The organism is Qipengyuania gaetbuli, assembly GCF_020171365.1.
GTDB lineage: Bacteria > Pseudomonadota > Alphaproteobacteria > Sphingomonadales > Sphingomonadaceae > Qipengyuania > Qipengyuania gaetbuli_B.
Window position 1 is genome coordinate 1,623,383 of sequence record NZ_JAIUZO010000002.1, and the last position, 25,946, is coordinate 1,649,328.

Below are 25,946 nucleotides of genomic sequence, written 5' to 3' on the forward strand. Positions count from 1 at the left end.
CGGGTCGCCCTGCGGCCCGTCTTCTCTTGCCCTGCGCCTACCCGCGCTTGCGGGCGCGCGGATAGCTGCCGAGCAGGCGGACCTCGTTGGTCTGGAATGCCAGTTCCTCCAGCGCGGTATCGACCCGCGCATCGCCCGGCGCGCCTTCGATATCGGCGAAGAACATGGTGGCCGCGAAGCTGGCGCCCTTCTGGTAGCTTTCCAGCTTGGTCATGTTGACGCCGTTCGTGGCAAAGCAGCCCAGCGCCTTGTAAAGCGCGGCAGGGATGTTCTTCACCTCGAAGATGAAGGTCGTCATCGCATCGACACCGGCGAGCGCGCCCGGCGCGAGTTGTTCCTTCGCCAGCACGACGAAGCGCGTGGTGTTGTCATGCGCGTCCTCGACCGCGTCTTCCACGATCCTGAGGCCGTAGAGATCGGCAGCGAGCGGCGGGGCGATGGCGGCGATATTCGCCTCGCCGGTTTCCGCCACATAGGCCGCCGCGCCCGCCGTATCGGCATAGCTCATGCCGGTGATGCCGCGCGCGCGCAGGAATTCGCGCGACTGGCCGAGCGCCTGCGGATGGCTGTAGGCCGCCTCGAACGGACCGTCGCCGACCGCCATCAGCGCATGGGTGATACGCATGAAATGTTCGGCCACGATCGCCAGCCCGCTTTCAGGGAGCAGGAAGTGGATATCCGCCACGCGGCCATGCTGGCTGTTCTCGATGGGGATCATCGCACAGCCGGCCGCGCCGCTCTTCACCGCGTCGAGCGCATCCTCGAAGCTGAAACAGGGCAGGGGCAGCGCTTCGGGCGCGAACTGCATCGCCGCCTGGTGCGAATTGGAACCGGGCGCACCGCCGAAAGCGATGGCGCGCGCGGGTTCCTCGGCGGCGGCGGCGCGCATGGAATCGACCATGGCGAGGGCTGGCTTGGCAAAATTACGCATGGGAGGCCGCTGCTAGGCACCAGTTGCACCCATCGCAAGCGCTATTGCACAGGGCGGACTTGCACGAAGGCGCGCACGGCACTAGAGCGGCGCGCAACCATAGACCACACGGATTCTCGCAGGTTCTCACGCAATGGACGACCGTTTCAACACCGCCGCCGGTTGGGTACTCTTCTCCGGCATCGTGGCCCTCGGGGCATCGATCGCTTCGGGCATGTATTTCCATGCCGACAGCCATGACTATCCCGAAGGCAAGGATTTCGGCTTCTTCATCGAAGGTGAAGCCGAAGAAGGCGGCGCCGATTCCGGTCCGGATCTCGGCACGCTGCTTGCTGCGGCGGACGCGACGGCCGGCGAAGCCGTCTTCGCCAAGTGCAGTGCCTGCCACACGATCAACCAGGGTGGGGCCAACGGCATCGGCCCGAACCTGTGGGGCGTCCTCGGCACCCCGCTCGGCGGGCATGCTGCCGGTTTCGCCTACAGCTCGGCGCTGAAGGACAAGGGCGGCACCTGGGACTATGCCAACATGGACGCATGGCTCGCCAACCCGCGCGGTTTCGCCAACGGCACCAAGATGAGCTTTGCCGGCCTGTCGAAGCCGGAAGACCGCGCCAACATCATCGCCTACCTGAAGGCGAACGGTGGCGGCCCCGACTATCCGGCCCCGGCCGCTCCGGCCGAAGAAGCCGCGGCTGACGCACCCGGCGCAGGCGAAGGCCCGGTCGAAGGCGCACCGGTCGACGGCGCCGAAGCTGCCGGCGCGATGAGCGCGGACCAGCCCGTCGCTGCAGCCAATGCAGCCACCGACGCTGGCGGCGCGACCAAGATCGACTGAGCTTTCCGGCTTCAGGAAGATTTGACGAAAGGCCCCGCTTCGGCGGGGTTTTTCTTTGCCCTCAGGCCTCGCCCTTGAAGCCCTGGGCGATGACGTACCACTCGCTCGAGCCCTTGCGGCTGGCGGGCGGCTTGGCGTGCTTGACCGTCTTGAAGTGCTTCTTGAGCAGGGCGAGCAGGTCCGCATCGGTCCCGCCGGCCAGCACCTTGGCAAGGAAGGTCCCGCCCTTGTCGAGGTTCTCGACCGCGAACCATGCGCCCGCCTCGACGAGGCCCATGGTGCGCAGATGGTCGGTCTGCTTGTGGCCGACGGTGTTGGCGGCCATGTCGCTCATCACGAGGTCCGCCTTGCCGCCCAGCGCCTCTTCGAGCACGCGCGGCGCATCGTCGTCCATGAAATCCATCTGGAAGATCGTCACGCCCTCGATGGGTTCGACTTCGAGCAGGTCGATGCCGACCACCTGTGCCTTGGGCCGCAGTTTGCGCACCACCTGGCTCCAGCCGCCCGGCGCAATGCCGAGATCGACCACGCGTTCGACGCCTTTGAGCAGGCCGAATTTCTCGTCCAGCTCGATCAGCTTGTAGGCCGCGCGGCTGCGATAGCCTTCCGCCTTGGCCTGCTTGACGTAAGGGTCGTTCAGCTGCCGCTGCAGCCAGCGCGTCGACGACGCGGTGCGTTTCTTGGCGGTGCGAACCCGCGTGTCGCGATCCTTGCCCGACCTAGACATCCTGTTCCCTCATCCTTTGCAGTGCGGCGCGGCTGCGCTCGCCATCGGCATCGGCGGCCATCAGGCTGCGCAGGATGCCTTCGCGGATCCCGCGGTCGGCCACGCCCAGCGTCTGCGAAGGCCAGATGTCGAGGATCGATTCGAGAATGGCGCAGCCCGCCACCACCAGGTTTGCGCGGTCATCGCCGATGCAGGGCAGTTCCTGCCGTTCCGCCCCGCTCATGCGGGAAAGGCGCGTGGAGATATCGCGCATGGCTTTCGATTCGAGGATCAGCCCGTCGACCGCGCGCCGGTCGTATTGCGGCAGCTCCAGATGCAGGCTGGCAAGCGTGGTCACTGTCCCGCTGGTGCCCAGCAGGCGGATCGGGTGCTTGCCCCGCGCGTGTTGGGCGATGCGCTTGGCGAAGGGCTTGAAACTGTCGCCCACGGTGCGGCGCATGCGCATGTAGCGGTCGAGCCGGGTTTCCAGGGTCTCGTCCGATCCGGTCACCGTGTCGGTGAGCGAGACGACGCCCCAGGGCACGCTCATCCAGTCGAGGATGCGCGGGACCGCGCCGCTCGGCTCCACCAGCACCAGTTCGGTCGAGCCGCCGCCGATGTCGAAAATCACCGCCGGGCCGGGACCGTCTTCGAGCAGGATGTGGCAGCCCAGCACGGCGAGGCGTGCCTCTTCCTGTGCGGAGATGATGTCGAGCACGATGCCCGTTTCCTGCCGCACGCGTTCGATGAACTCCTCGCCGTTGGAGGCGCGGCGGCAGGCTTCGGTCGCGACCGAGCGGGCGAGGTGGACATGGCGGCGGCGCAGCTTTTCCGCGCAGACGTGCAGTGCGGCCAGCGTACGCTCCATCGCCGCGTCCGACAGGCGGCCGCTGGCGGCCAGCCCTTCGCCGAGGCGCACCACGCGGCTGAAGGCGTCGATGACCGTGAAATTCTCGCCCGAGGGGCGGGCGATCAGGAGGCGGCAGTTGTTGGTGCCGAGGTCGAGCGCGGCATAGGCCTGCCGCCGCTGGAAACCGCGTTCCGCGGGCGCTGCCTGCCGGTTGTTTTCGATTGGGTTGGCCTGCTTGTCCGCCGCGCGCGGTTTCGCAGGCCGCGGGGCCGGCTTTCTGCCGGGCTTGCCATCGGGCCGGGAGGGGCGCTTGTAGCGGAAATCGGCTACCTTGCCGGACGTGCCGCCCCTGTTCTTACCAGGCCCCCTTTTACTGTCCGGCGGAGAATGATCCGCCATGGGGTGTCTTCTTTCTATCCTCCCGCACGAACCAACGCGCACGGGGACTTGCCGCCGACGCTAGCGCCACATGACGTTTCGGGCAAGCAGAAGGGTTGACCGGGCGCGCCAGCGAAACTAAGTGCGCCCCCTCTCCCGGAGCGGCGCGCGATTCTCGGCGCCCCGACCGGCGATGCTGATGCCCCGTCGTCTAATGGTAAGACTACGGACTCTGACTCCGTCAATTGAGGTTCGAATCCTCACGGGGCATCCACTTCTCCCACATTGACAGCGCGACTGGCGCAGCACCTCCGGGCCGATCTTTACGACTTGCGCATGGATTCGTGTTAGCTTGCCGAGAATTCGCAAGTAATCCGAAAGCAAGTCATGCACGCCCGCCTCCTTCTTGTTGCCCTGTTCTGCATTTCTTCGCCCGCATTTGCGCAGCTTTACTTCGGCAAAGCGGTAGCGGTGGACGGGGATACGCTGGAGATGACCGGCGTGCGCTTCGTGCTGGCGGGTGTCGATGCCGTCGAGGCGCGGCAGACGTGCAAGCGCGGCGATGCGGAATGGAACTGCGGCGAATATGCGACCGCCGCCCTGCAATCGCTGGTCGAGGGCAAGAACGTCAGCTGCAAGCAGGCCGGGACCGATGCCTATGGCCGTGTCATCGCCAGGTGCGAAGCTGATGGACGCGACCTCGGGCAGGAAATGGTCCGGATGGGCTATGCGCTCCACATACCCGAAGAAGGTCCGGCCTATGCGGAGTGGGAGGATTTCGCCCGCGGCAAGACGGTTGGCATCTGGTCGGGCGAGTTCATGCAGCCGTCCGAGTTCCGCGTGAGCGACCGGCAGACCAGCGACGAACTCGCTGCCATGCTCGCCGCACGAAAGCGGCGTCTCGAAGCCTTGCCCGCCAGCAGGCAGGCGACCGCCGGGGTCTATTATCGCGGCTGCCGCGAAGTGCGGGCCGCCGGCAAGGCGCCCCTCTATCGCGGTGAGCCCGGCTATCGCCCCGAGATGGACGGTGACGGCGACGGGGTGGCCTGCGAACTCTACGGCCCGCGCCGACGCTGAGGCTCCATCGGCGCTGGATTCCCCGCGCGGCCTCGGCTAAGCCCCGTCCATCCCCGGGGAGCGAGCTTTCGCTGAGAGGGGCGGATTAAGCACCGCCCGACCCGTCGAACCTGAACCGATTAGCATCGGCGGAGGGAGTGGGCTGGTCACTGCCAGAACTCCGCTCTCCGTCCGCCTTCTGGAGAGACTTCGCATGGCCGACATCAACAGCAAATTCGACATCGGCGTCACCACCGGCCCGATTCGCGGCAGCCGCAAGGTCCATGTCGGCGCCAAGAGCGGCAGCGGCGTGCGCGTGGCCATGCGCGAGATCGACCTCGAGGGCGGCGAGCCCAGCGTGCGCGTCTACGACACCTCCGGCCCCTACACCGATCCCGATGCGCAGATCGATATCCGCAAGGGTCTCGAGCAGAAGCGCCGCGAGTGGATCCTCGCCCGCGGCGATGTGGAGGAATACGACGCGCGCGAAGTTCGCCCGGAAGACAACGGCCAGCTCGGTCCCGACCGGTCGGGCGGCGTGCCCGCGTTCCCGAACGTGGCGAAGAAGGTGTTGCGCGCGAAGCCCGGCATGAACGTGTCGCAAATGCACTATGCCAAGCGCGGCATCATCACGCCGGAAATGGAATACGTCGCCGAGCGCGAGAACCTCGGCCGCGAAATGCTGCGGGACGAGGCTGCGCGCCTGACCGCCCGTAACGACGGCCAGCCCTGGGGCGCTTCACTGCCCGATTACGTCACGCCCGAATTCGTGCGTGACGAGGTGGCGCGGGGCCGCGCGATCATCCCCTCCAACATCAACCATCCCGAAACCGAGCCGATGGCGATCGGGCGCAACTTCCTCGTCAAGATCAATGCCAATATCGGCAACTCCGCCGTCGCCTCCGACGTGGCGAGCGAGGTCGACAAGATGGTCTGGTCGATCCGCTGGGGCGCGGACACGGTGATGGACCTTTCCACGGGCCGCAACATCCACGACACGCGCGAATGGATCATCCGCAACTCGCCCGTCCCCATCGGCACCGTGCCGATCTACCAGGCGCTGGAAAAGGTCGGCGGCATCGCCGAGGACCTGACCTGGGAAATCTTCCGCGACACGCTGATCGAGCAGGCCGAACAGGGCGTCGACTATTTCACCATCCACGCGGGCGTGCGCCTGCCCTATGTCCCGATGACCGCCAAGCGCGTCACCGGCATCGTCTCGCGCGGCGGCTCGATCATGGCGAAATGGTGCCTCGCGCATCACAAGGAGAGCTTCCTCTACGAACGCTTCGACGAGATCACCGAGATCATGAAGGCCTATGACATCGCCTATTCGCTGGGCGACGGCCTGCGCCCCGGCTCCATCGCCGACGCCAATGACGAAGCCCAGTTCGCCGAGCTCTACACGTTGGGCGAGCTCACCAGGCGCGCCTGGGAACAGGACGTGCAGGTGATGATCGAAGGCCCCGGCCACGTGCCGATGCACAAGATCAAGGAGAACATGGACAAGCAGCTGGAGGCCTGCGGCGAAGCGCCCTTCTACACGCTCGGCCCCCTCGTCACCGATATCGCGCCGGGTTACGACCACATCACCAGCGGCATCGGCGCGGCGCAGATCGGCTGGTACGGCACCGCGATGCTCTGCTACGTCACGCCCAAGGAACACCTCGGCCTGCCTGACCGCGACGACGTGAAGGTAGGCGTGGTGACCTACAAGCTCGCCGCCCACGCCGCCGATCTTGCCAAGGGCCACCCGGCCGCCAAGGTCCGCGACGACGCATTGAGCAAGGCCCGCTTCGAATTCCGCTGGCGCGACCAGTTCAACCTCAGCCTCGACCCCGACACGGCCGAGCAATATCACGACCAGACCCTCCCCGCAGAAGGCGCCAAGACCGCCCACTTCTGCTCGATGTGCGGCCCGAAATTCTGCTCGATGAAGATCACGCAGGAAGTGCGCGACTTCGCGGCCAAGCAGAACTCGGACAGCTATCTGGCAGCGACCGCGCCGGTCGAGGGGGCGGATGCTGGGATGGGTGAGATGGCCGAGAAATATCGCGAAGGTGGCGATCTTTACATGCCGGCGGACCCCGCCGACTGAACCACGGCGTCTCCGTTTGCATTGCGAGCGAAGTACTGATCCAGGATCAAGCCGGTCGTCATCGCCAGCAGGGCTGGGAGCGACCAGAAAGCGCCCACGCGCCAGAAAACCATGCTGGCTTCAGGCGGCAGGAAGAGGGCAATGCCTTCGAACGTCACTGTCGCTGCGTGGAATGCTGCAAACCAAAGCGGCCAGTATTTGTCGCCCGAAAGTGCGAAGCGGCCGATTGCAGCCAAGAGGATGCAATCGATGACGACCACTACCGCCAGAGCCTGACCGGCGGCGAGGAAGCTGAATGTCAGGCTTGAGGCAATCGCTGTCGCGACGATAAGCGCGATCATTACTCGATCGCGGCGATCGCCTGCTCGCCAGCTGATTGTCAGAGCTCCAAGCAGGAACAACCAGAAGGCGAGCAGGAAATAGTCGGTCATTCTCAGGCCGCCTCGGCGTTCCGTTCGGCATGGGCGAGCCTGCCCGAAACCTTGTAATCGGGGGGGCAGCCGAAGGCTTCTGCCTGGAGGTTCGACGCCTTCTGGATCTTCCGCAATTCCCGTGTCGCCTGGCCGATGTCGTTGCGCGTGCCGATCATCTTGGTCAGGCCGTCACCGGCACTTGCGAGTGCTCCCTGTGCGGCGAGAACAGGAAGGCTGGATGCCTTGCTGACCTCGACAATGCTTGCGCACAGTTGCGCCAGGCGCATGACCGCGGTGTCGACAGCCTCGACGGAAGCCTGCGTGTCGCTGGCGATGACCCTGCCTGCTGCTGCTTTGATATCGTGCATCGAATGATCCTTTCGGTTTGTTGCCATCAATCGGTGCAGTGATGAGGTCACGAATTGGCGAACTCGGCCATGTCGGAAAGGCCCAAAACGGTTAGAAAGACGAGGCAGCTCAGCATCGTGGCAACAGCTGCGATGCGCACCATCCAGATCATGCGCCGGACCTTGGGCGCGTCATTCCTGGAGCCGCCGAGTGGCGGGAGTATCGACTGGCTGAGTGCAGACTTGGCGGACGTGCGGAGAGGTGGGGCCTGAATGAAGGCATTCGAAAAATCCACCAGCTCTGCGTTGGGGTCGAGCATGAATTTGGGGCTGGTACCTTCGTGCTCCCGCTCGATTTCCTGCAAGCGTGCAACTGCTGCCAAGCGGTTGTTGACCTGCAAGATGTCCATCACGGTCGCGATGTGCTGTTCGACCGTGCGATGGGAAATTCCCAATTGGTGAGCAATCTGCTTCGCCGTGAGTCCTCGCCTGACAAGCTCGATGCAGTCGGCTTGCCGTGGGGTCAGATTGGCAGCTTTCGCCAGATCGAACTTGGTTTCCATTACTGATCCATAATGGACCCGATTTCCCGGGATTGGCAAGCTAAAGCAATGGTTTGATAAGTTACCGTCGCAGATCCGTCAGCCCGCCGGTACCAGCTTCTCCACGAGCGCCCTGAGTTCGCTTGGCGTGGTGTGGCCGGCGACGATCTCGTGATAGCCGATCCCCGCCTTGCGCAGCGCTTCCTTCTTCACCGCATCGCGCGCGGCGGCGCTGCCCTGGTGGTGGCCGTTGCCCTGGTATTCGAGCGCGTGGCGCACGCAGCATTTCTCGTCCATCAGCGCGAAGTCGACCCGCTTGGAATTGACCGCGAAATAGGCTTTGCGGTCGGGTGAGGAGAGGAACTCGCCAAGCGACACCTGCGCCATCACCTGCCAAGCCGAATTGCGGGCGATCACAGCCTCGTCCAGCGCCTTGAACACGACTGCCTCGGGCCGGTTGAGCAGCGAGCGGGATTTGAAATCCGCTCCCATGACCGTGCGCAGCTGCTCGGCTGCCGAGGCGAGCGCGGGATCGTCGCCCGCCTTGGGCACGATCTTCAAATTGGGACGGTAGCCGCTACGCCGCTTGCGATAGGGTTGCTTTTTTCCGGCGTTGTTCCATTGGGTCGCCAATAAAACGAGAATGACGATAACGCCGAGAATAATAAGCTTCGGATCGTCCAATACTGAAGAGAACAGTTTCTCGAACACGATTCGTCACCTCCCTTCGAAACAATATCGAATTGAACGCTAAGAGAAACCGGTTATTTCTTTCCTGCATCCTCCCTCTCTCCGTGCCTCATGTCGCCGGATGACACCTTCTCCGCTCCGCCCGCGCTTGACAGTTTCGCCTGCTGCGTCAGTCTCCGTGGAGGTCGCGACCACAGGGGAGGTGCCGGTGACACGAACTAAAGCATTCGCAGGGGCGCTCGCAGCGCTCGTGATGGCAACGGGCGCGCAGGCGCAGGAGGCGAAGCGCACGCTGATGCCCGAGAACGACGAGGCGCGCGCCTTCCAGGAGGCGGTCGGCTATTCCGATGCGGTCATCCACGGCGACACGGTGATCCTGTCGGGCGTGGTCGCAGTGCCGATGGAGGGCGACGATGGCATGGAGCCGAGCTTCGTGCGCGTGTTCGACGCTATCGGCCGCACGCTGGAGCGGGCCGGGGCGAGCTGGGACGACATGATCGAGATCGAGACCTTCCACACCGACCTTGCCGGCCAGAACAATGCGTTTGCTGAGGTGAAGAACCGCTACATCAAGGCGCCATTCCCTGCGTGGACCGCGATCGGCATCAGCGCGCTCTACGAACCGACGGCATTGGTCGAGGTCAAGGTGACCGCGCAGCTGCCGCAAGGCGGGGAGGACTGAGCCATGCGCAGCCTCATCGCATTCGCGCTCGCCGCCTTGGCAACGCCCGCACTGGCGCAGGAAGCCGCGCCGCCGGTCTTCACGCCTTCGGAACTGCCCTATCCCTTCTCCAGCGCGGTGCAGGTGGGCGATGTGCTCTACCTGTCCGGCGACATCGGCGCGGACGAGACGGGCCGCGCGGTCGTGCCCGGCGGGATCGAGGCCGAAACGCGCGCCATGTTCGCGCGCATCGGCAAGACGCTGGAGGCGCATGGCCTGGGCTATGCAGACCTGTTCAAGTGCACGGTGATGCTGGCCGACATGGGCGAATGGCCTGCCTTCAATGCGATCTATGCGACCTATTTCGAGAAGGGCCGCTATCCCACGCGCTCCGCCATGGGTGTGAACGGCCTGGCGCTGGGCGCGCGAGTGGAGATGGAATGCTGGGCGTGGAACCCGCAAGAGACTGCGGGGGAGTGATAAGGCCGGGCGATGGAAGAATATCTCCTCTTCTTCGCCCTCGTGCTCGGTGTGAACCTGCTGCCCGCCTTCGGGCCGCCGACCTGGTCGATCATCGCGCTCTATGCCTTCAACAGCGACATGGCGCTGGCCCCGCTGGTAGGCCTCGCGGCGCTGGCGGCGGCAAGCGGGCGGTTCCTGCTGGCCCATGCGACGCTTGCCTTGGGGACGCGGTACCTGTCGGCGAAGACCCACGCCAACCTTGCCGCCGCGCGGCAGGCGCTGGAACGGCGGCGGCGCAACAGCCTCCTGGCGCTCGGCCTCTTCGCGCTGTCGCCGGTGCCGTCGGCCCAGCTGTTCGAGGCGGCGGGGCTGGCGCGGCTGAAGCTGCTGCCCTTCACGACGGCCTTCTTTGCAGGGCGCGTGGTGTCCTATACCATCTACGGCCTGACCGCGCAGGGTATCCGGTCGACCAGCATGGGCGAGGTGCTGCGCGAAGAGCTGTCCAGCCCGCTCGGCATTGCGCTGCAGGTGGCGATGCTGGGCGCGCTGGTCCTCTTGGCGCAGATCGACTGGGGGCGCCGGCTGGGGCTGGAAGGCGAGGGCAGGCCGGAAGGAACATTCACGCAAGGAGAGAACCATGAGCGATGAAACCGAACGCAACCGTGCCCTTGTCACAAAGGCCTACGACGGACTTGCCAAGGGCGATCCGACCCATTTCACGGCGCTGTTCGCGCCTGACATCGAATGGCGCGTGATGGGCTCTTCCGCCTGGTCGAAGCACCTGAAGGGGCTGGAGGCGGTCCAGCGGGATCTTGTCGGACCGCTCTTTGCGCGGATCGACGGCCCCTATCTGACCACTGCGGAACTGGTCCTTGCCGACGGCGACCGCGTGGCGGTGATAGCCAAGGGCAATGCCGCAACCGTCGACGGCGGACGCTACGACAACGATTACTGCTTCGTCTTCCGGATGCGTGATGGAATGATCGTGGAGGTGCGCGAGTACATGGACACGATCCTGGCCGACAAGGCTCTCGGCAGCTGATCCGGCGAAGCGATCCGGGGAAGGGGCGAAATCGCTTTGACATTGCCCTGTCGCACCCCATGTCGGAATAAGAGAACCACAACCGAGAGGAGCACGCACCATGCAGGTCCAGTTCAATTCCGACAGCAGCGTCATGGGCACGGCCAACGTCGCCGAACGCATCGAGACCAAGGTGCGGGACAAGCTGGCGCGGTTCGAGGAACGGCTCACCCGGATCGAGATCCACGTCCACGATGAAAACGCGCACAAGCACGGCCATGACGACAAGGCCTGCACCATCGAGGCACGCCCGCGTGGTGGCCGCCCGATCGGCGTGACCGAGGGTGCATCCACGGTGGACGATGCGGCGCGCAAGGCTGCGACGACGCTGGCGCAGCGGCTCGACCGGCATTTCGGCAAGAGCAATCGCCACGGCCACGACCCGCGCCCTGAAAAGGTGATGTAGTCGAGGGCAATCGTTCGTGGGGGGAGATCGAGGGATGAACTGGGCAAAGCCGCTGCTGATCGTGGCAGCACTCTACAATATCGTGATCGGGGCCGGATCGCTGTTCGGCCCCGAAGCACCCGTCGAAACGCGGGTGGTCGGCCTGCTCGTGCTGTGCTTCGGCGTCGTCTACGCCGTGGTCTCGCGAGATGTGGAGCGGTTCAGGCCGGTCCTGTGGGCAGGCGTGCTCGGCAAGCTTGGCGTGGTGGCGCTGATGGGGCCGGAGGTCGCATCAGGTGCGCAACCCTCTGCCGTCGGCTGGATCCTTGCAGGCGACGCGCTCTTCATGCTCGCCTTTCTCGCGATACTGCTGGGGAAGGGGCGCTCCGCCTCGGTCTGAGCCACCCACCCACGCCCTGCCGCGTGCGAATCCCGCCTCGTCACGATTTTGTGGGATTGCGAAACATCCAAACAGGCGCGGCGTTCGTATCTTGAAGCACCAGCCGGGTGAGCCGGCTGCGATTGTGCTTATTTCACACGCATAAAAGGGTACGAACATGAACAAGCTGACCATTGCGCTCGCCTCTGCCGCATCGCTCGCGATTGCCGCATGCAGCGATCCCGTCGAGGAAACCGCTCCGGCCGAAGACACTGCGATGGCCGACCAGATGGCCAACGATACCGCCACCGCCGGCACGATCGTCGAAGTGGCGCAGGGCAACCCCGATTTCTCGACGCTGGTGAGCGCCGTTACTGCGGCCAACCTCGGCGAAACGCTTTCGGGCGACGGTCCCTACACCGTCTTCGCTCCGACCAACGACGCCTTTGGCAAGATCCCCGAAGCCACGCTGACCGAGCTGACCACGAACGACACCGAAACCCTCGGCAGCATCCTCACCTACCACGTGGTGCAGGGCAATGTTGATGCCGCAACGCTGACCAAGGCCATCGAGGATGCGGGCGAAGCCGGCTACACGATCACCACCGTCAATGGCGGCACGCTGACCGCCAAGGTGGTCGACGGCAACGTCGTCCTGACCGATGCGGCCGGCGGCACCTCGACCGTCACCGCGACCGATGTCGCAGCATCGAACGGCGTAATCCACGTGATCGATACCGTGCTGATGCCGCAGTAAGCTGGGGCCAACCGATAACGAAGGGCGGCTCCTCGCGGGCCGCCCTTTTTGCGTCCGGCCTTGTCCGGCGGAAAGCCTGTGGCATGATAGCGGGGCAGTCCATGGGGAGGGCAAGATGAGCGAGAGCGAACTCTTCGACGTGATCGAGGGCGTCCACACCATTTACGCGGCGCTACTCGGCATGGTGATCACCATCAACTTCGCGATGATCGTGGCGGTCTGGACCTTCCTCCACCGTGCTTCGCTCTCGCTGAGGGTCGCGGCCTTCGTTTTCTACCTAGTCGGCATGGGCCTCCTCACCGCCATGCTGGTGCAGCAGGCGCATATCAGGGACCACGCGCTTAGTTCGCTGAGGAACGTGCCCGAAACGGATCACAGCCATTTCATTGCGCTGTTTCTCTCCACGCAGGACGATGTCTGGTTCCGGGTGGTTTGGATCGCGCAGCACATGGCACCGGCCTTGCTTGTACTGGGTGTCGCCTACCTGCTGTTCGCCTGGAAAGGGCGACCGGTGGAGTAACGCCTATCGGCCCTGCGCTGCGAGCGCGGCGGCTAGGTCGATGGTCTTCGCATTGCCGATCGTTTCCTGCTCTGCCGGACGCGGCGCGGGCGGGGGAGCCGGGCGCTCCGCGAGCGCCATGGGCGCTTCGGCCCGGGTGGGGCCTGTCCGCGGCCGGGGTTCCGGCTCGGTGGTAAATGCGATCAGCGCTTCCTCGCGGGCGAGGCGGGCGATGTCCTCCTCGCCATATTTGATAGCGTAGTCGCTAGCCGGACCGCTGGCCTCGCGGCTCTCGCGCCACCAATGGGCATGCGCGGTGTTGCGCAAACGTCCGCGGAGCGAGAGTTCGGCGACCTCTACCGTGCCTTCGGGCGTCTCGAGAGCATATTGGTCGGGCGGGCGCTTGGTCGAATGCGCGGCCTGGTCGAGCGCCGAAAACGGCTGCGCTTCGGGCAGGCTGTCCTGCGTCTCGGGCTTCAGGATGGGAGCGTCGCCGATCGCTGCGCCGCTGACCGCCCCTGCCACAGCGACCAGTACGAAGGCTCCGATGATGTGCGGTGCGAACTTCATGCCGGTTGAACGAGAAAGCCCGTGGCGAGGTTCCCTTCGCGTTCTGCGTGGTTAACCGGATGACGCCTTCATGGCTTGTTTAGGACGCACGGTAAGCGGCGCGCAAAGGTTCATCCCTAGAGTTAACGCCATGGTGATGTTCTGCGGCTAGGAGAGCCGCGGCATCCGCGAGGACAATGGGGTAGGATATGCATGAACTGGAGCGCCTGTTCGCGGCAGCGGACGGCGAGGCACGCTGGGAAGACGGTCTGCGTGACCTGTTCGAGGCGGGCGATCTCGACAAGGCGCACGACCTGCTCGCGCAGGCCCTGACGGATCTCGATACCGAGCTGACCCGCGAATGCCTCGCGATCACGCCGGAACACGTGTCGCTGTCCGGCTGGTCCGAACTGGTCGAAGCCATCGCGCTGCACGAAGGCAAGCCGATCACCGGCGTGACCCTTGCCATCGCCAACGATGCGGACAGCACCTTCGAGAAGGGCCAGATGCACCGGCCCTACATGATGCTCGGCCTCTATTCGGACGAGGGCTATGCCTTTTCAGCCGCCGATGTGGCGGGCCTCATCGCCGAAACGCGGTGCGAGGACGGCCCCGCATGGGCCGGCCATGACGAGGATATCGAAGTCTATCTCGATTGTGAGGGGCTGGACCTCCTCAACACGCGCCTCCTGTTCCACAAGCAGCGTCATTTCTTCCGCGACGATGCGCCCGAAAGCGCCCCGCGGCGCTATGTCGAATACGTGGTCGCCTGCTGGTGGCGGGCCCTGCTGTTCCAGCAGGCGGTTGCCAGCGAATGCGCCATTCATGGGCTTCCCGGCGGGATCCCGGTGATTGCCGGGATGGTGGACCTGCGCCCCGATGTCGTCTGCGTGCACGGTATCGGTGCCCGCAATCCGGCAGCGGACCGCGAGAGCGAGGAAGCCACCGAGATGGCGGAGATCATCCCGGCCAATTTCATCGCCCGCCGCACAGTCGAGGACGTGAAGGAATTCACCGGGGCCGACCTGCGCCGCAAGGTCGCCGAAACCGGTCAGGAGGACGATCCGGTGAAGCGCGGCTTCGTGGCGCGTTTCTTCGGCCGCTGAGGCAGAACCTGCAAACAGTCTTGGAAAGCATGACCGCGCTGCGCTAGCGTCCGCTTCTCGATTGCGGGGAGAGGACCACCGATGATCAGCCTGCGTGCACGCCTTGCCGAACTTGCCTTGCCGCTGCTCGGCATCAAGCGGTTCTTTTCCCAGCCCGACCGCATGGACGAGCGGCTCGCCAAGATGCGCCAGGCCAAATCGCCGCGCCCCGCTGCCAAGTGGCAGAAGCGGTTCACGATCGAGGAAGATACCTCGCGCAGCTACCCGTTGGTGACGCTGACGCCGATCGGCGGGCCGAAGCCGCACGCCCCGCACCTGCTTTACTTCCATGGGGGCGGCTACGTCATGGATATTGCCGCGCTGCACTGGGAGGCCATTGCCTCGCTGTGCGACCGGCTCGGCGCTTCGGCCAGCGTGCCGATCTATCCGCTCGCGCCCGAAGTGACGGTGACCACCACGCTGCCAGCGATGCGCGCCCTGTATGACGAGCTGGCGGGGGAATTCGGCGCGGAAAACATCGCGGTCGGCGGCGACAGTGCCGGTGGCGGCATGGCGCTGGCACTGGTGCAGGACCTCAAGCAGGACGGCCAGCCATTGCCCGGCAGCCTTGTCCTGTTCTCGCCCTGGCTCGATGCTACCGCGTCGGGCGAGGGGATGGACGCCATCGAACCGCGCGACAAGATGCTGGCGCCTTCGGGGCTGGAGGCCTGCGGGACGCGCTATGCAGGCGGCCTTCCGCTCGACGATCCGCGGCTGAGCCCGCTGTTCGGCGATCTCACCGGTCTGCCGCCTGTGGCAGTCTTCGCCGGGACCTCCGATATCCTCGTGTCTGACGCGCGGCGTTTGCGCGAAAAGCTGGGTTCGCTGGGAGAGCCGCCGGCGGTGTATCGCGAGGCGGAGCGCATGCAGCACGTCTGGATGCTGCTGCCGATCCCGGAAGGGCGTGCCGCGCTGGACGAGACGGCAGCCTTCCTGCGCCATGTCCATGTGAAGGATGCCCTGTGAAACTTGCAGCGATCCTGATGCCGCTCCTCCTGCTCGCCGCCTGCAACGGAGCGGAGCAGGGCAATTCGGCCCAGACCGAGGCATTCGACGGCATTGCCGCGAGCGAGACGGTATACCTGACCGGCACCGAACCCTTCTGGAGCGCGGAGATTGCCGGTGGCGAGGCGTTCTACAAAACCCCCGAGAACATCGACGGCCTGCGCTTTCCGGCCGGTCGGTTTGCGGGCCTCAACGGGGTGGCCTTTTCCGGCATGGCGGACGGACAGCGGTTCGATGCGACCGTGACGCCGGGCGAATGTTCTGACGGGATGAGTGACCGGACCTATCCCTTCACCGTTACACTCCTGCTTGGCGAAGAGCAGCGCACGGGCTGCGCGTGGACGGACCTCCAGCCCTATTCGGGACCCGAAACACCCTGACGCGGTTTAAGGCGCGAAGGTTCGTTCGCAGCGGAGGGGTACGATGAGAGAAATTCCCGGTCTTGCACGGGTGCTCGGCCTTTCGGGCCTCTTGCCGCAGGCGGCCTGCCTGATCGCGCTGGTGTTCGGCCCGCCCGAATGGCGCGAACCGGCCCTGCGCATCGCGGCAATCTACGCGGCCCTCATCCTCAGCTTCCTCGGAGGTTTGTGGTGGGGCATTGCCGCAGGCGCGCCGGCTGCCGAACGGCGCAGGGCGCTGGGCTGGCTGTGGATCGCGGCTGTCACGCCGAGCCTGGTGGCGCTCGCCTGCTTCCTGCCGTGGGCATTCGGCTGGCGCTGGCCCGAACCCTCGCTGGTCATGCTCGGCGCGGCATTGCTGATCAGCCTCGGCGTCGATGCGCGCCTCGGCTCGCTCGCGCCGCGCTGGTGGATGGCGCTGCGTGTCCCGCTGTCGGTGGGGCTGGGGGCGATGACCATAGCCATCGCCCTGACCTAGTTAAGTGCGATCAAAAGATACCCGGCACGTCGCGCTGGGCGGCGGTCGGCCAGGCCGGCTGCAGCAGTTCCTTGCGCGTTCCGACCGACTGGACCGACGGATCCGAACCGCGACCGGTAATCGCAGTGCAGCTGCGCCCCGCGAGGAAGTCGAGCGCCACGCTGATCGATGCCTCGCTCGGGTCGCTGAAGGGTTTGAAGATACCGTCGTCCGCGCGGCAGGTGGCTTGCATCACGCCGGCAAGGCCGCTGAAATATTCGCCGTTTCCGGCCGAATTGACCGTCTTGAACGCGACTGCACGAAGGCGGTCGTCGCAGGCCGAACGGTCGAAGGCGAACTGGCCCACGGGCTTGCCATAGGTGTTGGTGCCGATCAGCGCGAGATTTCCGCCGAGGTAGGGAATGAACGAGTTCGTCACCAGCTCGCTCGCCGAAGCGGTGCCCGCGCGCCCGATGACGGCAAGCTTGGTCACGGCGATCTGTTCGGGCTGGTTCTGGAACAGGTCGGTCGAGTTTTCCGAAGACTTGGAATCGCGCAGCACAGTGCGCGAGAAGACCTGGCCCTCGCGCCCGTCGGCCATCAGGTCGCCGAGGAGCTCGGCCACCGAGACGAGGCCGCCGCCATTGTACCGCAGGTCGAGAATGACCTTGGTGATCCCGCGATCGCGGAACTGCTGGAACGCGGCGCGCAGCTGTGGGCCGGCATCGGACACGATGAAGGTGCGCAGGTTGACGTAGCCGACCTCGCCCGTGCCGTCGTTGAGGATCTGGACGCCGTAGCGGTCCGAAATCGGATCGAGCGGGTATTCCGTCTTGGTGACCGATACGGTCTGATCGACGTTGCCATTGCGGATGACGAAGGTCCGCGTCACGCCCGGATCGGACGGCCCCAGTGCCTGGCTGACCGCGGTCGGCCCGCCCGATGCCATCAGCGATGCGACCGACTGACCGTTGATCGAGATGATCTCGGTACCGCGATCGAAGCCCGCCGGGAAGGCCGGACCGGTTTCGAAGGATTCCGCGACATAGACCCGGTTCGCGCTGGTGTCGTAGATCAGGCGGATGCCGAAGCCGGCGTTCGACCCGTTGTTGATGAGGTCGTTCTCTTCCTTGATCGAGGTCAGGTAGGTGAAGAACCGGTCCTTGTTCTGCGCCCGGGCGGGCGCGACGAGAGCATCGATATAGGTCTGGACGTCCGAATAGTTCGCCTTGTTGACTGTGTTGTCGAGCAGCTCGGGGAACAGGTACCATTCGTCGAGAACACCGCGCACCCAGTCCTGCCGGGCCGAAAGCGAGCAGGTGTCCGTGCCGCCTCCGGAAGGCGGCGGGGTGGGCGTGCCGCCGCCACCGCTGGGGCTGTCCCCGCCGCCGCAAGCGGCAAGCGAGATGGCAAGTACCGAAGAGATGATGGCGCGACCCATGGACATGCGAAAAATTCCTCCCAGAACGACCCGAATTCGGTCCGTATTTGCAACTGCAAACTGCGCAATTAACCCCTCCTGAGCAAGAGCACCGCCTGAGTTATCGTCTTTCGGGGGAAAACAAGGCCGTTTTCGCCTGAAAACAGTGCAAATTAGCGCCTGTGTAGTGGCCTTTGCTCCGTCGGTGTGCCTAGTCTTTGTCCTCGATATGCGAATTTGGCAGTAGAAGACGGAGTTGAAGTTGTGAGTACGGGCGTGCCCGCATGGATCCAGCAGGCGATCGGCAACGGCGAAGTAAAGGCCGGGCTGACCGCTGCTATGGTGGCCGAAGAGAAAGCTCTCGGCCGCGGCGGCTTTACCCTGTCCAGCCCGGCGTTCCGCCATGGCGGCGAACTCGACCCTAGCTTCACGGCTTGCGAGGACGATGCCGTTGCACCGCCGCTCGAATGGACCGCGCCGCCTCCCGGCACGCAGGAACTCGTGCTGGTAGTCGAGGACGTGGAGCGCGGCGACGTGCACTGGCTCGTCTGGGGCCTGCCCGGGCAGAAGGGCGCGCTCTTCGAAGGTGAGGTGCCGCCGCGCACCGGCAAGAATGCCCGCGGCAATTCGGAATGGCTGCTGCCCGACCCGCCCGTGGGGGTGGAGCATCATTATGCCTTCCAGCTTTTCGCACTGGACCTGCCGCTGACGCTGATGCCCGGCGCCACGCATGCAGATCTGGTCAGGAACATGGAAAACCATGTCACCGCACTCGCGATCCTCAGTGCCCGTTTCGAAGGTCACGAGGTCGAGGAATGGGATGCCGAGGATGAATTCGACATCTGATAATACCAAGCATAGCCAAGTGAAAGGAACCTGAAATGGCTGGCAAGAACAACGCACTGCAAAAGCCGGTGAACCTGACGCCGGAACTCGAAGCCGTCGTCGGCAAGGGTCCGATGACCCGCGCCCAGGTGACGTCGAAGGTGTGGGACCACATCAAGGCGAACGGCCTGCAGGACTCGAAGGACAAGCGCATGATCAATCCCGACGCCAAGCTCGGCGCGGTGATCGGCAAGGACCAGATCTCGATGTTCAAGATGACCGGTGCCGTTTCCAAGCACATGAGCTGATCGCTCGAAGGTCTGACAACAAAGGCGGCGTCGCGACCAGTTCGCGGCGCCGCTTTTCTTTGCGCGCTATTCCTCGTGCACCTCGACACCCTTCCAGAAGGCGATGCGGTCCTTGATCTCGGCAGCCGCTTCCTTGGGGTCGGGGTAATACCACGCCGCGTCCGGTTTGATCGCGCCGCCGGCATTGACCGAATGGTACTGCGCCGTACCCTTCCACGGGCACACGCTGGTCCGCTCGCTCGGCACCAGCGCGCTGCGCGCCACGTCGGAGGCCGGGAAATAGTGGTTCCCCTCGACCACCACCGTATCGTCGCTGCGCGCGATTTCCTCGCCGTTCCAGCTTGCCACTACAGTCATCGCGCAGTCCTTTCCAAACCCTGTTCCATGGGTAATAGAGCCATCGAGAACCCGTTGCGTTCCGAAAGGGAGAATTAGCGTGAACCGCATCGCCGCCGCACTGCTTGCCACCACTGCCGTCCTCGCCATGCCGGCAGCAGCGAAAGAGACTCCGGAACAGGTGGCGGCTGCCGCGCTCGAGGCAGCGCCGGTGTGGGACGGGCACAACGACGTGCCGATCCAGCTGCGCGGGCGGTTCGACAATCTCATCAACGATTTCGATTTCGTCGATACGCTCGACACGCAGGATGGCGACCGGGCGGCCATGCACACCGATCTCGTCCGGCTGGAAAAGGGCGATGTCGGCGCGCAGTTCTGGTCAGTCTATGTCAGCGCCGCGCTGCCCGAGCCCGAAGCCGTACAGGCGACCATCGAGCAGATCGACGTGACCAAGCGCCTGATTGCGCGCAACCCGGACAAGCTCGCGCTCGCGCTGACCGCCGACGATGTCGCGAAGGCCATGGCAGAGGGCAGGATCGCCTCGCTGATGGGTATGGAAGGCGGCCATTCGATCGGCAACAGCCTCGCTGTGCTGCGCCAGATGTACGACCTTGGCGCGCGCTACATGACGCTCACACACTCGACGACGCTCGACTGGGCGGATAGCGCGACCGATGCGCCGCGCCATGACGGGCTGAACACTTTCGGCAAGGACGTCGTGCGCGAGATGCAGCGCATGGGGATGCTGGTCGACCTCAGCCACGTGAGCGAAGCCGCGATGCACGATGCGCTGGACGTGTCGGGCGCGCCGGTCATCTTCAGCCATTCGGGCGCCCGCGCGATCAATGGCCACTTGCGCAACGTGCCCGACAGCGTGCTTGCCCGCCTGCCGGAAAACGGCGGCGTCCTAATGGTGGTCGCGCTGCCCTGGTTCATCAACGAGGAACTGCGCAACCACTCGGCCAATCGCTCGGCCGAAGAAGCGCGGCTGAAGGCGCTGTTCCCGGGCCTGCCCGACAATGTCGAGGCGGGGCTGGCGAAATGGGACGCCACCAATCGCCCGCCGGTCTCGACCGTGGCCGACATGGCCGACCACATCGACCACATCCGCAAGGTTGCAGGCATCGACCACATCGGCATCGGCGGGGACTATGACGGCATGCCGACCGGCCCCGTGGGTATGGAAGACGTGGCTGGTTATCCAGCGCTGTTCGTCGAACTGGCGAAACGCGGTTATTCGCAGGCGGACCTCGAAAAGATTTCGAGCCGCAACATGATGCGCGCCATGCGCGAGGCAGAGGCTTTCGCCGCAAGCCGCCGCGACATGGCGCCGATCGAATATCCGGTGGGCAAACCCCGCGACGTGGAGTGAAGCGGGGCGGGGCGGGTCAGTCCTGCGCCTGCAGTTCCGAGCCCAGCTTCAGCACTTCGTCGCCGTCTTCCTGCTTGATGAGATACGCGGGGTTGTCCTCGCTCCCGTCTCGCGTGACTTCGGAGTCCTTGAGGGTCCGGGTGACCTCGCGTTCGAACCGTTCCTTAATCTGGCCCTTGGCCATCCCGTTGCCCCAGTCCCACTTGACGTACTGGTCGGTGCGGAAACTGTTCGAATTGCTCATCAGGTCACCTCGGTATCTTAGTTTTCAATAACTTCGATCCCGTCCTCTTGGGTAACTTCGTCGTTGCCAACCGGTTCCTCGCCGGTGCCGAGGATGCTGTCGGTGCTGTCGCCTTCCTCTTCCATCGAGGAAATTTCGCCGCTGATGGTGGCTTCTTCCTCGACATCGCCCTGCGTCATCGCCGGAACGATCCAGACGACCGACATCAGGATGATGGCCAGGATCAGGCCGCCTGCGAGCACGTAACGCACGACGCCTTCCTTGGAGCCGCCGCTGGCTTCCACATCGTCGATATGGATTTCGTCACCTTCCTTGTGCACGTGAATACTCCCTGTTCTCCGCGACCGCGCGGGATTCAGGGGTTTCTACGGTCAGATGTGACGAATGTTCCGCGCCCGCTCAGTCGCGCAGCAGCTCGTTGATGCCGGTTTTCTCGCGCGTCTGGGCATCGACCGTCTTCACGATCACCGCGCAGGCGAGGCCGGGGCCGCCATCCTTGCCGGGCAGCGTGCCGGGGACGACGACTGAGAACGGCGGCAGGTGGCCGCGAATGACTTCGCCGGTGTCGCGGTAGACGATCTTGGTCGACTGGGTGATGAAGACGCCCATCGAAACCACGCAGCCTTCGCCCACGATCACGCCCTCGACGATTTCGCTGCGCGCGCCGATGAAGCAATTGTCGCCGATGATGGTCGGGTTCGCCTGCATCGGTTCAAGCACGCCGCCGATGCCTGCGCCTGCCGAGATATGGCAGTTCTCGCCGATCTGCGCGCAGCTGCCGATGCTGGCCCAGGTGTCGACCATGGTGCCCTTGCCGACATAGGCGCCGATGTTGACGAAGCTCGGCATCAGCACGCAGCCGGGCGCGATATAGGCGCCTTCGCGGGCCACGGCGCCCGGCACCACGCGGAAGCCTGCTTCGCGGAAACGGGCATCGTCCCAGCCGGCAAACTTGCTCGGCACCTTGTCGAAGGCGGGATGGCCGGCGCTGCCGCCTTCCATCACGCGGTTGTCGTTGAGGCGGAAGGACAGCAGGACCGCCTTCTTGAGCCACTGGTTGACCTGCCAGCCGCCCTTGCCGTCAGGCTGGGCTACGCGGCCTTCGCCGCTGTCGAGCAGCTTGAGGGCAGCCTCGACCGCAGCGCGCACGTCCGCGCTCTGCGGCGTGACGTTGGCGCGGTCTTCCCACGCGGCTTCGATGGCGGTTTCTAGCTCGGCGCTCATGCTGGTCTCCGTAAGAATATGCGGAGCGGTCGTTAGCAGCCTTGCCGCGCTAGTCCATCCCCGCCGCTTGGGCGAATTCGTAGGCGCGGTCGACCAGCGGACCGACGCGTTCGCTCATTGCCTTGGCATGGGCGGAAGATGCCGTGCCGTCGATGACGCGCTTCTTGATGCCCTGCATGATGCCGGCGAGCCGGAAGAGGTTGTAGGCGAAGTACCAGTCCATCGGCGGCACCGGATAGCCGGTGCGCGCGACGTAGCGGTCCACCGCCTCTTCCTGCGTGGGAATGCCCAGTTCGGCGAGGTCGAGGCCCAGCAGGCCCGCACGCCCGTCGGCCGGATTGTGCCAGTTCAGCATGAGATAGCTGAAGTCGGCGATGGGATCGCCCAGCGTCGAAAGCTCCCAATCGAGCACGGCGAGGACGCGGTTGGCGTCCTTCTCGAAGATCATGTTGTCCAGGCGGTAGTCGCCATGGACCACGCTGCTCTCGTGCTGCGGCGGGATGGTCTGGGGCAGCCATTCGATCAGCCGCTCCATCTTCGCCATGTGCTCGGTTTCGGAGAGTTTGTACTGCTTCGACCAGCGGGCGATCTGTCGCGCGCAATAGTCGGTCGGCTTGCCATAGTCGCCGAGGCCGATTTCCTCCGGTTTCTGGAGGTGCAGGTCGGCCATGGTGTCGATCATGGCATTATAGATTTCGCGCCGGTCCGACGGGGCGACGCCGGGCAGTGACCCGTTCCACAAGCTGCGCCCGTCGGCGAGGCCCATGACGAAGAACTTCGACCCCAGCACCTCCGGATCCTCGCACAGGCCGTAGGTCTTCGGCACGGGGAAGCCGGTCGGCCCGAGCGCGTGCATGGCCTTGTATTCGCGGTCCACGGCATGCGCGCTCGGCAGCAGCTTGCCGAACGGCTGGCGCCTGAGGACATAAGAGCGTCCCGGCGTATCGATCCGGTAGGTCGGGTTCGACTGTCCGCCCTTGAACTTGGAATAGCTGATCGGCCCTTCGAAGTCGGACACGTTCGCCTCGAACCACGCGGTCAGCGCGTCGAGGTCGAGCCGGTCGCGTTCGGGCACCTCGATGGTGCCGACCATTTCCTTGTCGAAATCGATTTCCGGACCCGTCGCCATCAGTCGAACACCACCACGCTGCGGGCCGAATGCCCGGCCTTCATCTTCTCGAATCCCTCGTTGATCTTCTCGAGCGGGATGCGCTCGGCGATGATCGTGTCGAGATCGAGCAGGCCGCGCATGTAGAAATCGACGAGGCGCGGCAGGTCCACCGGGAAGTGGTTCATGCCCATGATCGCGCCCTGCAGCTTCTTGCCCGACAAAAGATCCATCGCGCCGAGCCCGACCTTGCAGTCGAGCGGCATCATGCCGAGGATCGTGGCCGTCCCGCCGCGGCGCAGCAGCTTGACCGCGAGATCGGCGGATGCCTGCCGCCCGACCGCCTCGATCGCGTGATGCACGCCGCCGCCGGTGAGCTTCATCACCTGGTCGACCGCATCGGCCGACATGGCGTCGAAGGCATGGGTTGCGCCGAGGACCATGGCCAGTTCGCGCTTTTCCGCAATCGGGTCGAGCGCGATGACCTTGCCGGCGCCCGCGATCTTGGCCGCATTGATGGCTGCAAGACCCACGCCGCCGCAGCCGACCACGGCCACGGTTTCACCCGGCACGACCGAGCAGGCGTTGAAGATTGTCCCGGCGCCCGTCGTCACAGCGCAGCCGATCACGGCGGCACGGTCCAATGGCATGTCCTTGTCGATCGCCACGCAGGCGTGCTCGTGGATCAGCATCTGCTCGCAGAAGGCGGACAGGTTGAGCATCTGCGCAACCGGGCCGCTGCCGTCGGCGCGCATGATGCGCGGGGCCTGGTCCTGTGCGCGGCGCGTGTCGGCGCCCATGCACAGCGCCATGCGGCCCGTGACGCAGAATTCGCAGTGGCCGCAGAAGGCCGAGAGGCAGGAAACCACGTGGTCGCCCGGCTTCACGGTCTTCACCTCGCTGCCGACCGCCCGGACCACGCCTGCCGCCTCATGCCCCGGAATCGCCGGGAGCGGGTGCGGGTAGGAGCCTTCGATGAAGTGCAGGTCCGAATGGCACAGGCCGCAGGCCTTGGTGTCGATCAGCACCTCGTGCGGACCGGGATCGGCGAGTTCCACCTCGCCGATCGTCAGCCCGCCCACGGCTTCGAGGATTGCAGCCTTCGCCATCAGCGCGCCACTCCCATGTCGCCCGAGCTGAGGTTGTCATTGCCCGTGGTCGGAGCCTTGCCATCGCGCAGGGCGTTGGCGGTGGGGCCGGCCTTGGGCAGGTGCTTGGCGAATTCCATGCGCGCGATGGAGCGGGCGTGGACCTCGTCCGGACCGTCGGCCAGGCGCAGCGTGCGCTGGTGGGCATAGGCATTGGCAAGGCCGTAATCGTCCGACACGCCGCCGCCGCCATGGGCCTGGATGGCATCGTCGATGATCTTCAGGGCCATGTTCGGCGCCTGCACCTTGATCATGGCGATTTCCTGCTTGGCCGCCTTGTTGCCGACCTTGTCCATCATGTCGGCCGCCTTGAGGCAGAGCAGGCGGGTCATGTCGATGTCGATACGGGCACGCGCGACGCGCTCTTCCCAGACCGAGTGCTTGTAGATCGGCTTGCCGAAGGCCTCGCGCTCCTGGAGGCGCTGGCACATCTTGTGGAGCGCTTCCTCTGCAACGCCGATGGTGCGCATGCAGTGGTGGATACGGCCCGGCCCGAGGCGGCCTTGCGCGATCTCGAAGCCGCGGCCTTCGCCCAGCAGCATGTTGGTGACAGGGACGCGCACGTCCTTCAGTTCCACTTCCATGTGGCCGTGCGGCGCATCGTCATAGCCGAACACCGGCAGGTGGCGCAGGATGGTCACGCCCGGCGCATCCATCGGCATGAGGATCATCGACTGGGCGGCATGGCGGCCGGCCGAGAAATCGGTCTTGCCCATGACGATGGCGACCTTGCAGCGCGGATCGCCCACGCCCGAGGACCACCACTTGCGGCCGTTGATCACGTATTCGTCGCCGTCACGTTCGATCCGGCATTCGATGTTGGTCGCATCGGAAGAAGCGGTGAAGGGTTCGGTCATGAGGAAGGCCGAACGGATTTCACCGTTCATCAGCGGGGTGAGCCACTGCTCCTTCTGCTCGCGCGTGCCGTAGCGGTGGAACACTTCCATGTTGCCCGTGTCGGGGGCGGAACAGTTGAACACTTCGGATGCGAAACCGATGCGGCCCATTTCCTCGGCGCAGAGCGCATATTCGAGATTGGTGAGACCGGGGCCTTCGAATTCGAACGTGTCGTCGACATGGTGGTGGCTGTCGTTGCGCGGCGGCATGAACAGGTTCCAGATGCCTTCGGCCTTGGCCTTGGCCTTGAGGTCTTCGACCACCTGGATGACTTTCCAGCGTTCGCCCTCGGCATCCTGCGCCTTGTAGGTCGCGACGGCGGGGCGGACATTGGCCTCGATGAAGTTCCTTACCCGGTCGCGCCAGTAGGTTTGCCTTTCGGTGGGTTCGAAATCCATCGTGTAATCCTCTCTTCGAAAAATCCGTTGCGTGATGAAACT

34 protein-coding genes, 1 tRNA gene and 1 riboswitch are annotated in these 25,946 nt (G+C 64.9%); of the genes, 19 read left to right on the top strand and 16 right to left on the bottom strand.

The window, feature by feature from the left end; all coding sequences use genetic code 11:
* Nucleotides 1-37 precede the first annotated feature (37 nt).
* On the bottom strand, nucleotides 38-931 hold the full coding sequence (locus LCL94_RS08590) for a prephenate dehydratase (protein WP_224831839.1): 894 nt from the start codon (nucleotides 929-931) through the stop codon (nucleotides 38-40).
* 133 nt (nucleotides 932-1,064) lie between these two features.
* Here LCL94_RS08590 and LCL94_RS08595 point away from each other — a divergent pair, with 133 nt between their 5' ends.
* On the top strand, nucleotides 1,065-1,766 hold the full coding sequence (locus tag LCL94_RS08595) for a c-type cytochrome (protein WP_224831840.1): 702 nt from the start codon (nucleotides 1,065-1,067) through the stop codon (nucleotides 1,764-1,766).
* A 61-nt stretch (nucleotides 1,767-1,827) separates the two neighbouring features.
* Here the strand turns inward: LCL94_RS08595 and LCL94_RS08600 are convergent, their stop codons facing one another.
* Both LCL94_RS08600 and LCL94_RS08605 read right to left on the bottom strand, forming a co-directional pair.
* Nucleotides 1,828-2,493 (bottom strand): RlmE family RNA methyltransferase, encoded by a 666-nt coding sequence (locus LCL94_RS08600; RefSeq protein WP_160608892.1) that lies wholly within the window; start codon nucleotides 2,491-2,493, stop codon nucleotides 1,828-1,830.
* Nucleotides 2,486-3,721 (bottom strand): Ppx/GppA phosphatase family protein, encoded by a 1,236-nt coding sequence (locus tag LCL94_RS08605; protein WP_224831841.1) that lies wholly within the window; start codon nucleotides 3,719-3,721, stop codon nucleotides 2,486-2,488. The genes LCL94_RS08600 and LCL94_RS08605 overlap by 8 nt, the downstream gene beginning before the upstream one ends.
* A gap of 179 nt (nucleotides 3,722-3,900) precedes the next feature.
* Here LCL94_RS08605 and LCL94_RS08610 point away from each other — a divergent pair.
* The 3 genes from LCL94_RS08610 to thiC all read left to right on the top strand — a co-directional run bounded on the left by LCL94_RS08610 (nucleotide 3,901) and on the right by thiC (nucleotide 6,854).
* Nucleotides 3,901-3,974, top strand: a tRNA-Gln gene (locus tag LCL94_RS08610).
* 113 nt (nucleotides 3,975-4,087) lie between these two features.
* On the top strand, nucleotides 4,088-4,777 hold the full coding sequence (locus tag LCL94_RS08615; protein ID WP_224831842.1) for a thermonuclease family protein: 690 nt from the start codon (nucleotides 4,088-4,090) through the stop codon (nucleotides 4,775-4,777).
* Nucleotides 4,778-4,821: 44 nt separating this feature from the next.
* Nucleotides 4,822-4,932, top strand: a riboswitch (TPP riboswitch).
* Between the two features lie 38 nt (nucleotides 4,933-4,970).
* Nucleotides 4,971-6,854: a phosphomethylpyrimidine synthase ThiC gene (gene thiC / locus LCL94_RS08620; RefSeq protein ID WP_224831843.1), complete on the top strand. Its 1,884-nt coding sequence runs from the start codon at nucleotides 4,971-4,973 to the stop codon at nucleotides 6,852-6,854.
* On the opposite strand, the gene LCL94_RS08625 is transcribed toward thiC, so the two are convergent.
* The 4 genes from LCL94_RS08625 to LCL94_RS08640 form a co-directional block, all read right to left on the bottom strand.
* Nucleotides 6,827-7,285 carry a hypothetical protein gene (locus LCL94_RS08625; RefSeq protein WP_224831844.1) on the bottom strand — a complete coding sequence of 153 codons (459 nt, stop codon included), beginning with the start codon at nucleotides 7,283-7,285 and terminating at the stop codon, nucleotides 6,827-6,829. The two genes, thiC and LCL94_RS08625, sit on opposite strands and share 28 nt — an antisense overlap.
* A 2-nt stretch (nucleotides 7,286-7,287) precedes the next feature.
* The gene (locus tag LCL94_RS08630; protein WP_224831845.1) at nucleotides 7,288-7,635 is read right to left on the bottom strand and encodes a hypothetical protein; all 348 of its coding nucleotides are present in this window, start codon (nucleotides 7,633-7,635) and stop codon (nucleotides 7,288-7,290) included.
* Between the two features lie 47 nt (nucleotides 7,636-7,682).
* The gene (locus LCL94_RS08635; protein ID WP_224831846.1) at nucleotides 7,683-8,177 is read right to left on the bottom strand and encodes a helix-turn-helix domain-containing protein; all 495 of its coding nucleotides are present in this window, start codon (nucleotides 8,175-8,177) and stop codon (nucleotides 7,683-7,685) included.
* A 78-nt stretch (nucleotides 8,178-8,255) separates the two neighbouring features.
* Nucleotides 8,256-8,867 (bottom strand): DUF2726 domain-containing protein, encoded by a 612-nt coding sequence (locus LCL94_RS08640; protein ID WP_224831847.1) that lies wholly within the window; start codon nucleotides 8,865-8,867, stop codon nucleotides 8,256-8,258.
* Between the two features lie 187 nt (nucleotides 8,868-9,054).
* Here LCL94_RS08640 and LCL94_RS08645 point away from each other — a divergent pair, with 187 nt between their 5' ends.
* The 8 genes from LCL94_RS08645 to LCL94_RS08680 all read left to right on the top strand — a co-directional run bounded on the left by LCL94_RS08645 (nucleotide 9,055) and on the right by LCL94_RS08680 (nucleotide 13,091).
* A complete protein-coding gene (locus LCL94_RS08645; RefSeq protein WP_224831848.1) occupies nucleotides 9,055-9,528 on the top strand; it encodes a Rid family hydrolase in 474 nt (157 codons plus the stop codon).
* Between the two features lie 3 nt (nucleotides 9,529-9,531).
* Entirely contained in the window at nucleotides 9,532-9,987 is a 456-nt protein-coding gene (locus LCL94_RS08650) for a RidA family protein (RefSeq protein ID WP_224831849.1), read from the top strand.
* Between the two features lie 12 nt (nucleotides 9,988-9,999).
* The gene (locus tag LCL94_RS08655) at nucleotides 10,000-10,617 is read left to right on the top strand and encodes a hypothetical protein (RefSeq protein ID WP_224831850.1); all 618 of its coding nucleotides are present in this window, start codon (nucleotides 10,000-10,002) and stop codon (nucleotides 10,615-10,617) included.
* Nucleotides 10,607-11,011, top strand: coding sequence for a nuclear transport factor 2 family protein (locus LCL94_RS08660; RefSeq protein ID WP_224831851.1), 405 nt, complete (start codon nucleotides 10,607-10,609; stop codon nucleotides 11,009-11,011). The genes LCL94_RS08655 and LCL94_RS08660 overlap by 11 nt, the downstream gene beginning before the upstream one ends.
* Nucleotides 11,012-11,111: 100 nt before the next feature.
* Nucleotides 11,112-11,456: an HPF/RaiA family ribosome-associated protein gene (locus tag LCL94_RS08665; RefSeq protein WP_160608904.1), complete on the top strand. Its 345-nt coding sequence runs from the start codon at nucleotides 11,112-11,114 to the stop codon at nucleotides 11,454-11,456.
* A 34-nt stretch (nucleotides 11,457-11,490) separates the two neighbouring features.
* Nucleotides 11,491-11,835, top strand: coding sequence for a hypothetical protein (locus LCL94_RS08670; RefSeq protein ID WP_224831852.1), 345 nt, complete (start codon nucleotides 11,491-11,493; stop codon nucleotides 11,833-11,835).
* A gap of 157 nt (nucleotides 11,836-11,992) precedes the next feature.
* On the top strand, nucleotides 11,993-12,571 hold the full coding sequence (locus tag LCL94_RS08675) for a fasciclin domain-containing protein (protein WP_224831853.1): 579 nt from the start codon (nucleotides 11,993-11,995) through the stop codon (nucleotides 12,569-12,571).
* Nucleotides 12,572-12,686: 115 nt separating this feature from the next.
* Nucleotides 12,687-13,091 carry a hypothetical protein gene (locus tag LCL94_RS08680; protein ID WP_224831854.1) on the top strand — a complete coding sequence of 135 codons (405 nt, stop codon included), beginning with the start codon at nucleotides 12,687-12,689 and terminating at the stop codon, nucleotides 13,089-13,091.
* A 3-nt stretch (nucleotides 13,092-13,094) separates the two neighbouring features.
* On the opposite strand, the gene LCL94_RS08685 is transcribed toward LCL94_RS08680, so the two are convergent.
* The gene (locus LCL94_RS08685; RefSeq protein ID WP_224831855.1) at nucleotides 13,095-13,640 is read right to left on the bottom strand and encodes a hypothetical protein; all 546 of its coding nucleotides are present in this window, start codon (nucleotides 13,638-13,640) and stop codon (nucleotides 13,095-13,097) included.
* A gap of 188 nt (nucleotides 13,641-13,828) precedes the next feature.
* Between LCL94_RS08685 and LCL94_RS08690 the strand changes: the two genes are divergently transcribed.
* The 4 genes from LCL94_RS08690 (at nucleotide 13,829) to LCL94_RS08705 (ending at nucleotide 16,645) form a co-directional block, all read left to right on the top strand.
* Entirely contained in the window at nucleotides 13,829-14,725 is an 897-nt protein-coding gene (locus LCL94_RS08690) for a hypothetical protein (RefSeq protein WP_224831856.1), read from the top strand.
* Nucleotides 14,726-14,806: 81 nt separating this feature from the next.
* Nucleotides 14,807-15,730 (top strand): alpha/beta hydrolase, encoded by a 924-nt coding sequence (locus tag LCL94_RS08695; RefSeq protein ID WP_224831857.1) that lies wholly within the window; start codon nucleotides 14,807-14,809, stop codon nucleotides 15,728-15,730.
* Nucleotides 15,727-16,149, top strand: a complete 423-nt coding sequence (locus LCL94_RS08700; protein WP_224831858.1) for a COG3650 family protein — start codon at nucleotides 15,727-15,729, stop codon at nucleotides 16,147-16,149. The genes LCL94_RS08695 and LCL94_RS08700 overlap by 4 nt, the downstream gene beginning before the upstream one ends.
* Before the next feature lie 43 nt (nucleotides 16,150-16,192).
* Entirely contained in the window at nucleotides 16,193-16,645 is a 453-nt protein-coding gene (locus LCL94_RS08705; RefSeq protein WP_224831859.1) for a DUF3429 domain-containing protein, read from the top strand.
* A 10-nt stretch (nucleotides 16,646-16,655) separates the two neighbouring features.
* Here LCL94_RS08705 and LCL94_RS08710 read toward each other — a convergent pair whose 3' ends face one another.
* A complete protein-coding gene (locus tag LCL94_RS08710; RefSeq protein ID WP_224831860.1) occupies nucleotides 16,656-18,071 on the bottom strand; it encodes a S41 family peptidase in 1,416 nt (471 codons plus the stop codon).
* A 237-nt stretch (nucleotides 18,072-18,308) separates the two neighbouring features.
* Here LCL94_RS08710 and LCL94_RS08715 point away from each other — a divergent pair, with 237 nt between their 5' ends.
* Nucleotides 18,309-18,890, top strand: coding sequence for a YbhB/YbcL family Raf kinase inhibitor-like protein (locus LCL94_RS08715; RefSeq protein WP_224831861.1), 582 nt, complete (start codon nucleotides 18,309-18,311; stop codon nucleotides 18,888-18,890).
* Nucleotides 18,891-18,925: 35 nt separating this feature from the next.
* The gene (locus LCL94_RS08720; RefSeq protein WP_224831862.1) at nucleotides 18,926-19,177 is read left to right on the top strand and encodes an SWIB/MDM2 domain-containing protein; all 252 of its coding nucleotides are present in this window, start codon (nucleotides 18,926-18,928) and stop codon (nucleotides 19,175-19,177) included.
* 66 nt (nucleotides 19,178-19,243) lie between these two features.
* Here the strand turns inward: LCL94_RS08720 and LCL94_RS08725 are convergent, their stop codons facing one another.
* Entirely contained in the window at nucleotides 19,244-19,534 is a 291-nt protein-coding gene (locus LCL94_RS08725; protein ID WP_224831863.1) for a DUF427 domain-containing protein, read from the bottom strand.
* 127 nt (nucleotides 19,535-19,661) lie between these two features.
* On the opposite strand from LCL94_RS08725, the gene LCL94_RS08730 reads away from it, so the two are divergent.
* Nucleotides 19,662-20,885: a dipeptidase gene (locus LCL94_RS08730; protein WP_224832690.1), complete on the top strand. Its 1,224-nt coding sequence runs from the start codon at nucleotides 19,662-19,664 to the stop codon at nucleotides 20,883-20,885.
* A gap of 16 nt (nucleotides 20,886-20,901) precedes the next feature.
* Here the strand turns inward: LCL94_RS08730 and LCL94_RS08735 are convergent, their stop codons facing one another.
* From LCL94_RS08735 to LCL94_RS08760, 6 genes are all read right to left on the bottom strand, one after another.
* A complete protein-coding gene (locus LCL94_RS08735; protein WP_224831864.1) occupies nucleotides 20,902-21,129 on the bottom strand; it encodes a DUF2945 domain-containing protein in 228 nt (75 codons plus the stop codon).
* A gap of 17 nt (nucleotides 21,130-21,146) precedes the next feature.
* Entirely contained in the window at nucleotides 21,147-21,449 is a 303-nt protein-coding gene (locus LCL94_RS08740) for a hypothetical protein (RefSeq protein ID WP_224831865.1), read from the bottom strand.
* 79 nt (nucleotides 21,450-21,528) lie between these two features.
* Nucleotides 21,529-22,353: a 2,3,4,5-tetrahydropyridine-2,6-dicarboxylate N-succinyltransferase gene (gene dapD, locus LCL94_RS08745; protein WP_224831866.1), complete on the bottom strand. Its 825-nt coding sequence runs from the start codon at nucleotides 22,351-22,353 to the stop codon at nucleotides 21,529-21,531.
* Between the two features lie 49 nt (nucleotides 22,354-22,402).
* A complete protein-coding gene (locus LCL94_RS08750) occupies nucleotides 22,403-23,482 on the bottom strand; it encodes a phosphotransferase family protein (RefSeq protein WP_224831867.1) in 1,080 nt (359 codons plus the stop codon).
* The gene (locus tag LCL94_RS08755; protein ID WP_160608920.1) at nucleotides 23,482-24,570 is read right to left on the bottom strand and encodes a Zn-dependent alcohol dehydrogenase; all 1,089 of its coding nucleotides are present in this window, start codon (nucleotides 24,568-24,570) and stop codon (nucleotides 23,482-23,484) included. Before LCL94_RS08755 ends, LCL94_RS08750 begins: the two co-directional genes overlap by 1 nt.
* Nucleotides 24,570-25,904: an acyl-CoA dehydrogenase family protein gene (locus LCL94_RS08760; protein WP_222555039.1), complete on the bottom strand. Its 1,335-nt coding sequence runs from the start codon at nucleotides 25,902-25,904 to the stop codon at nucleotides 24,570-24,572. The genes LCL94_RS08755 and LCL94_RS08760 overlap by 1 nt, the downstream gene beginning before the upstream one ends.
* Between the last annotated feature and the right edge of the window lie 42 nt (nucleotides 25,905-25,946).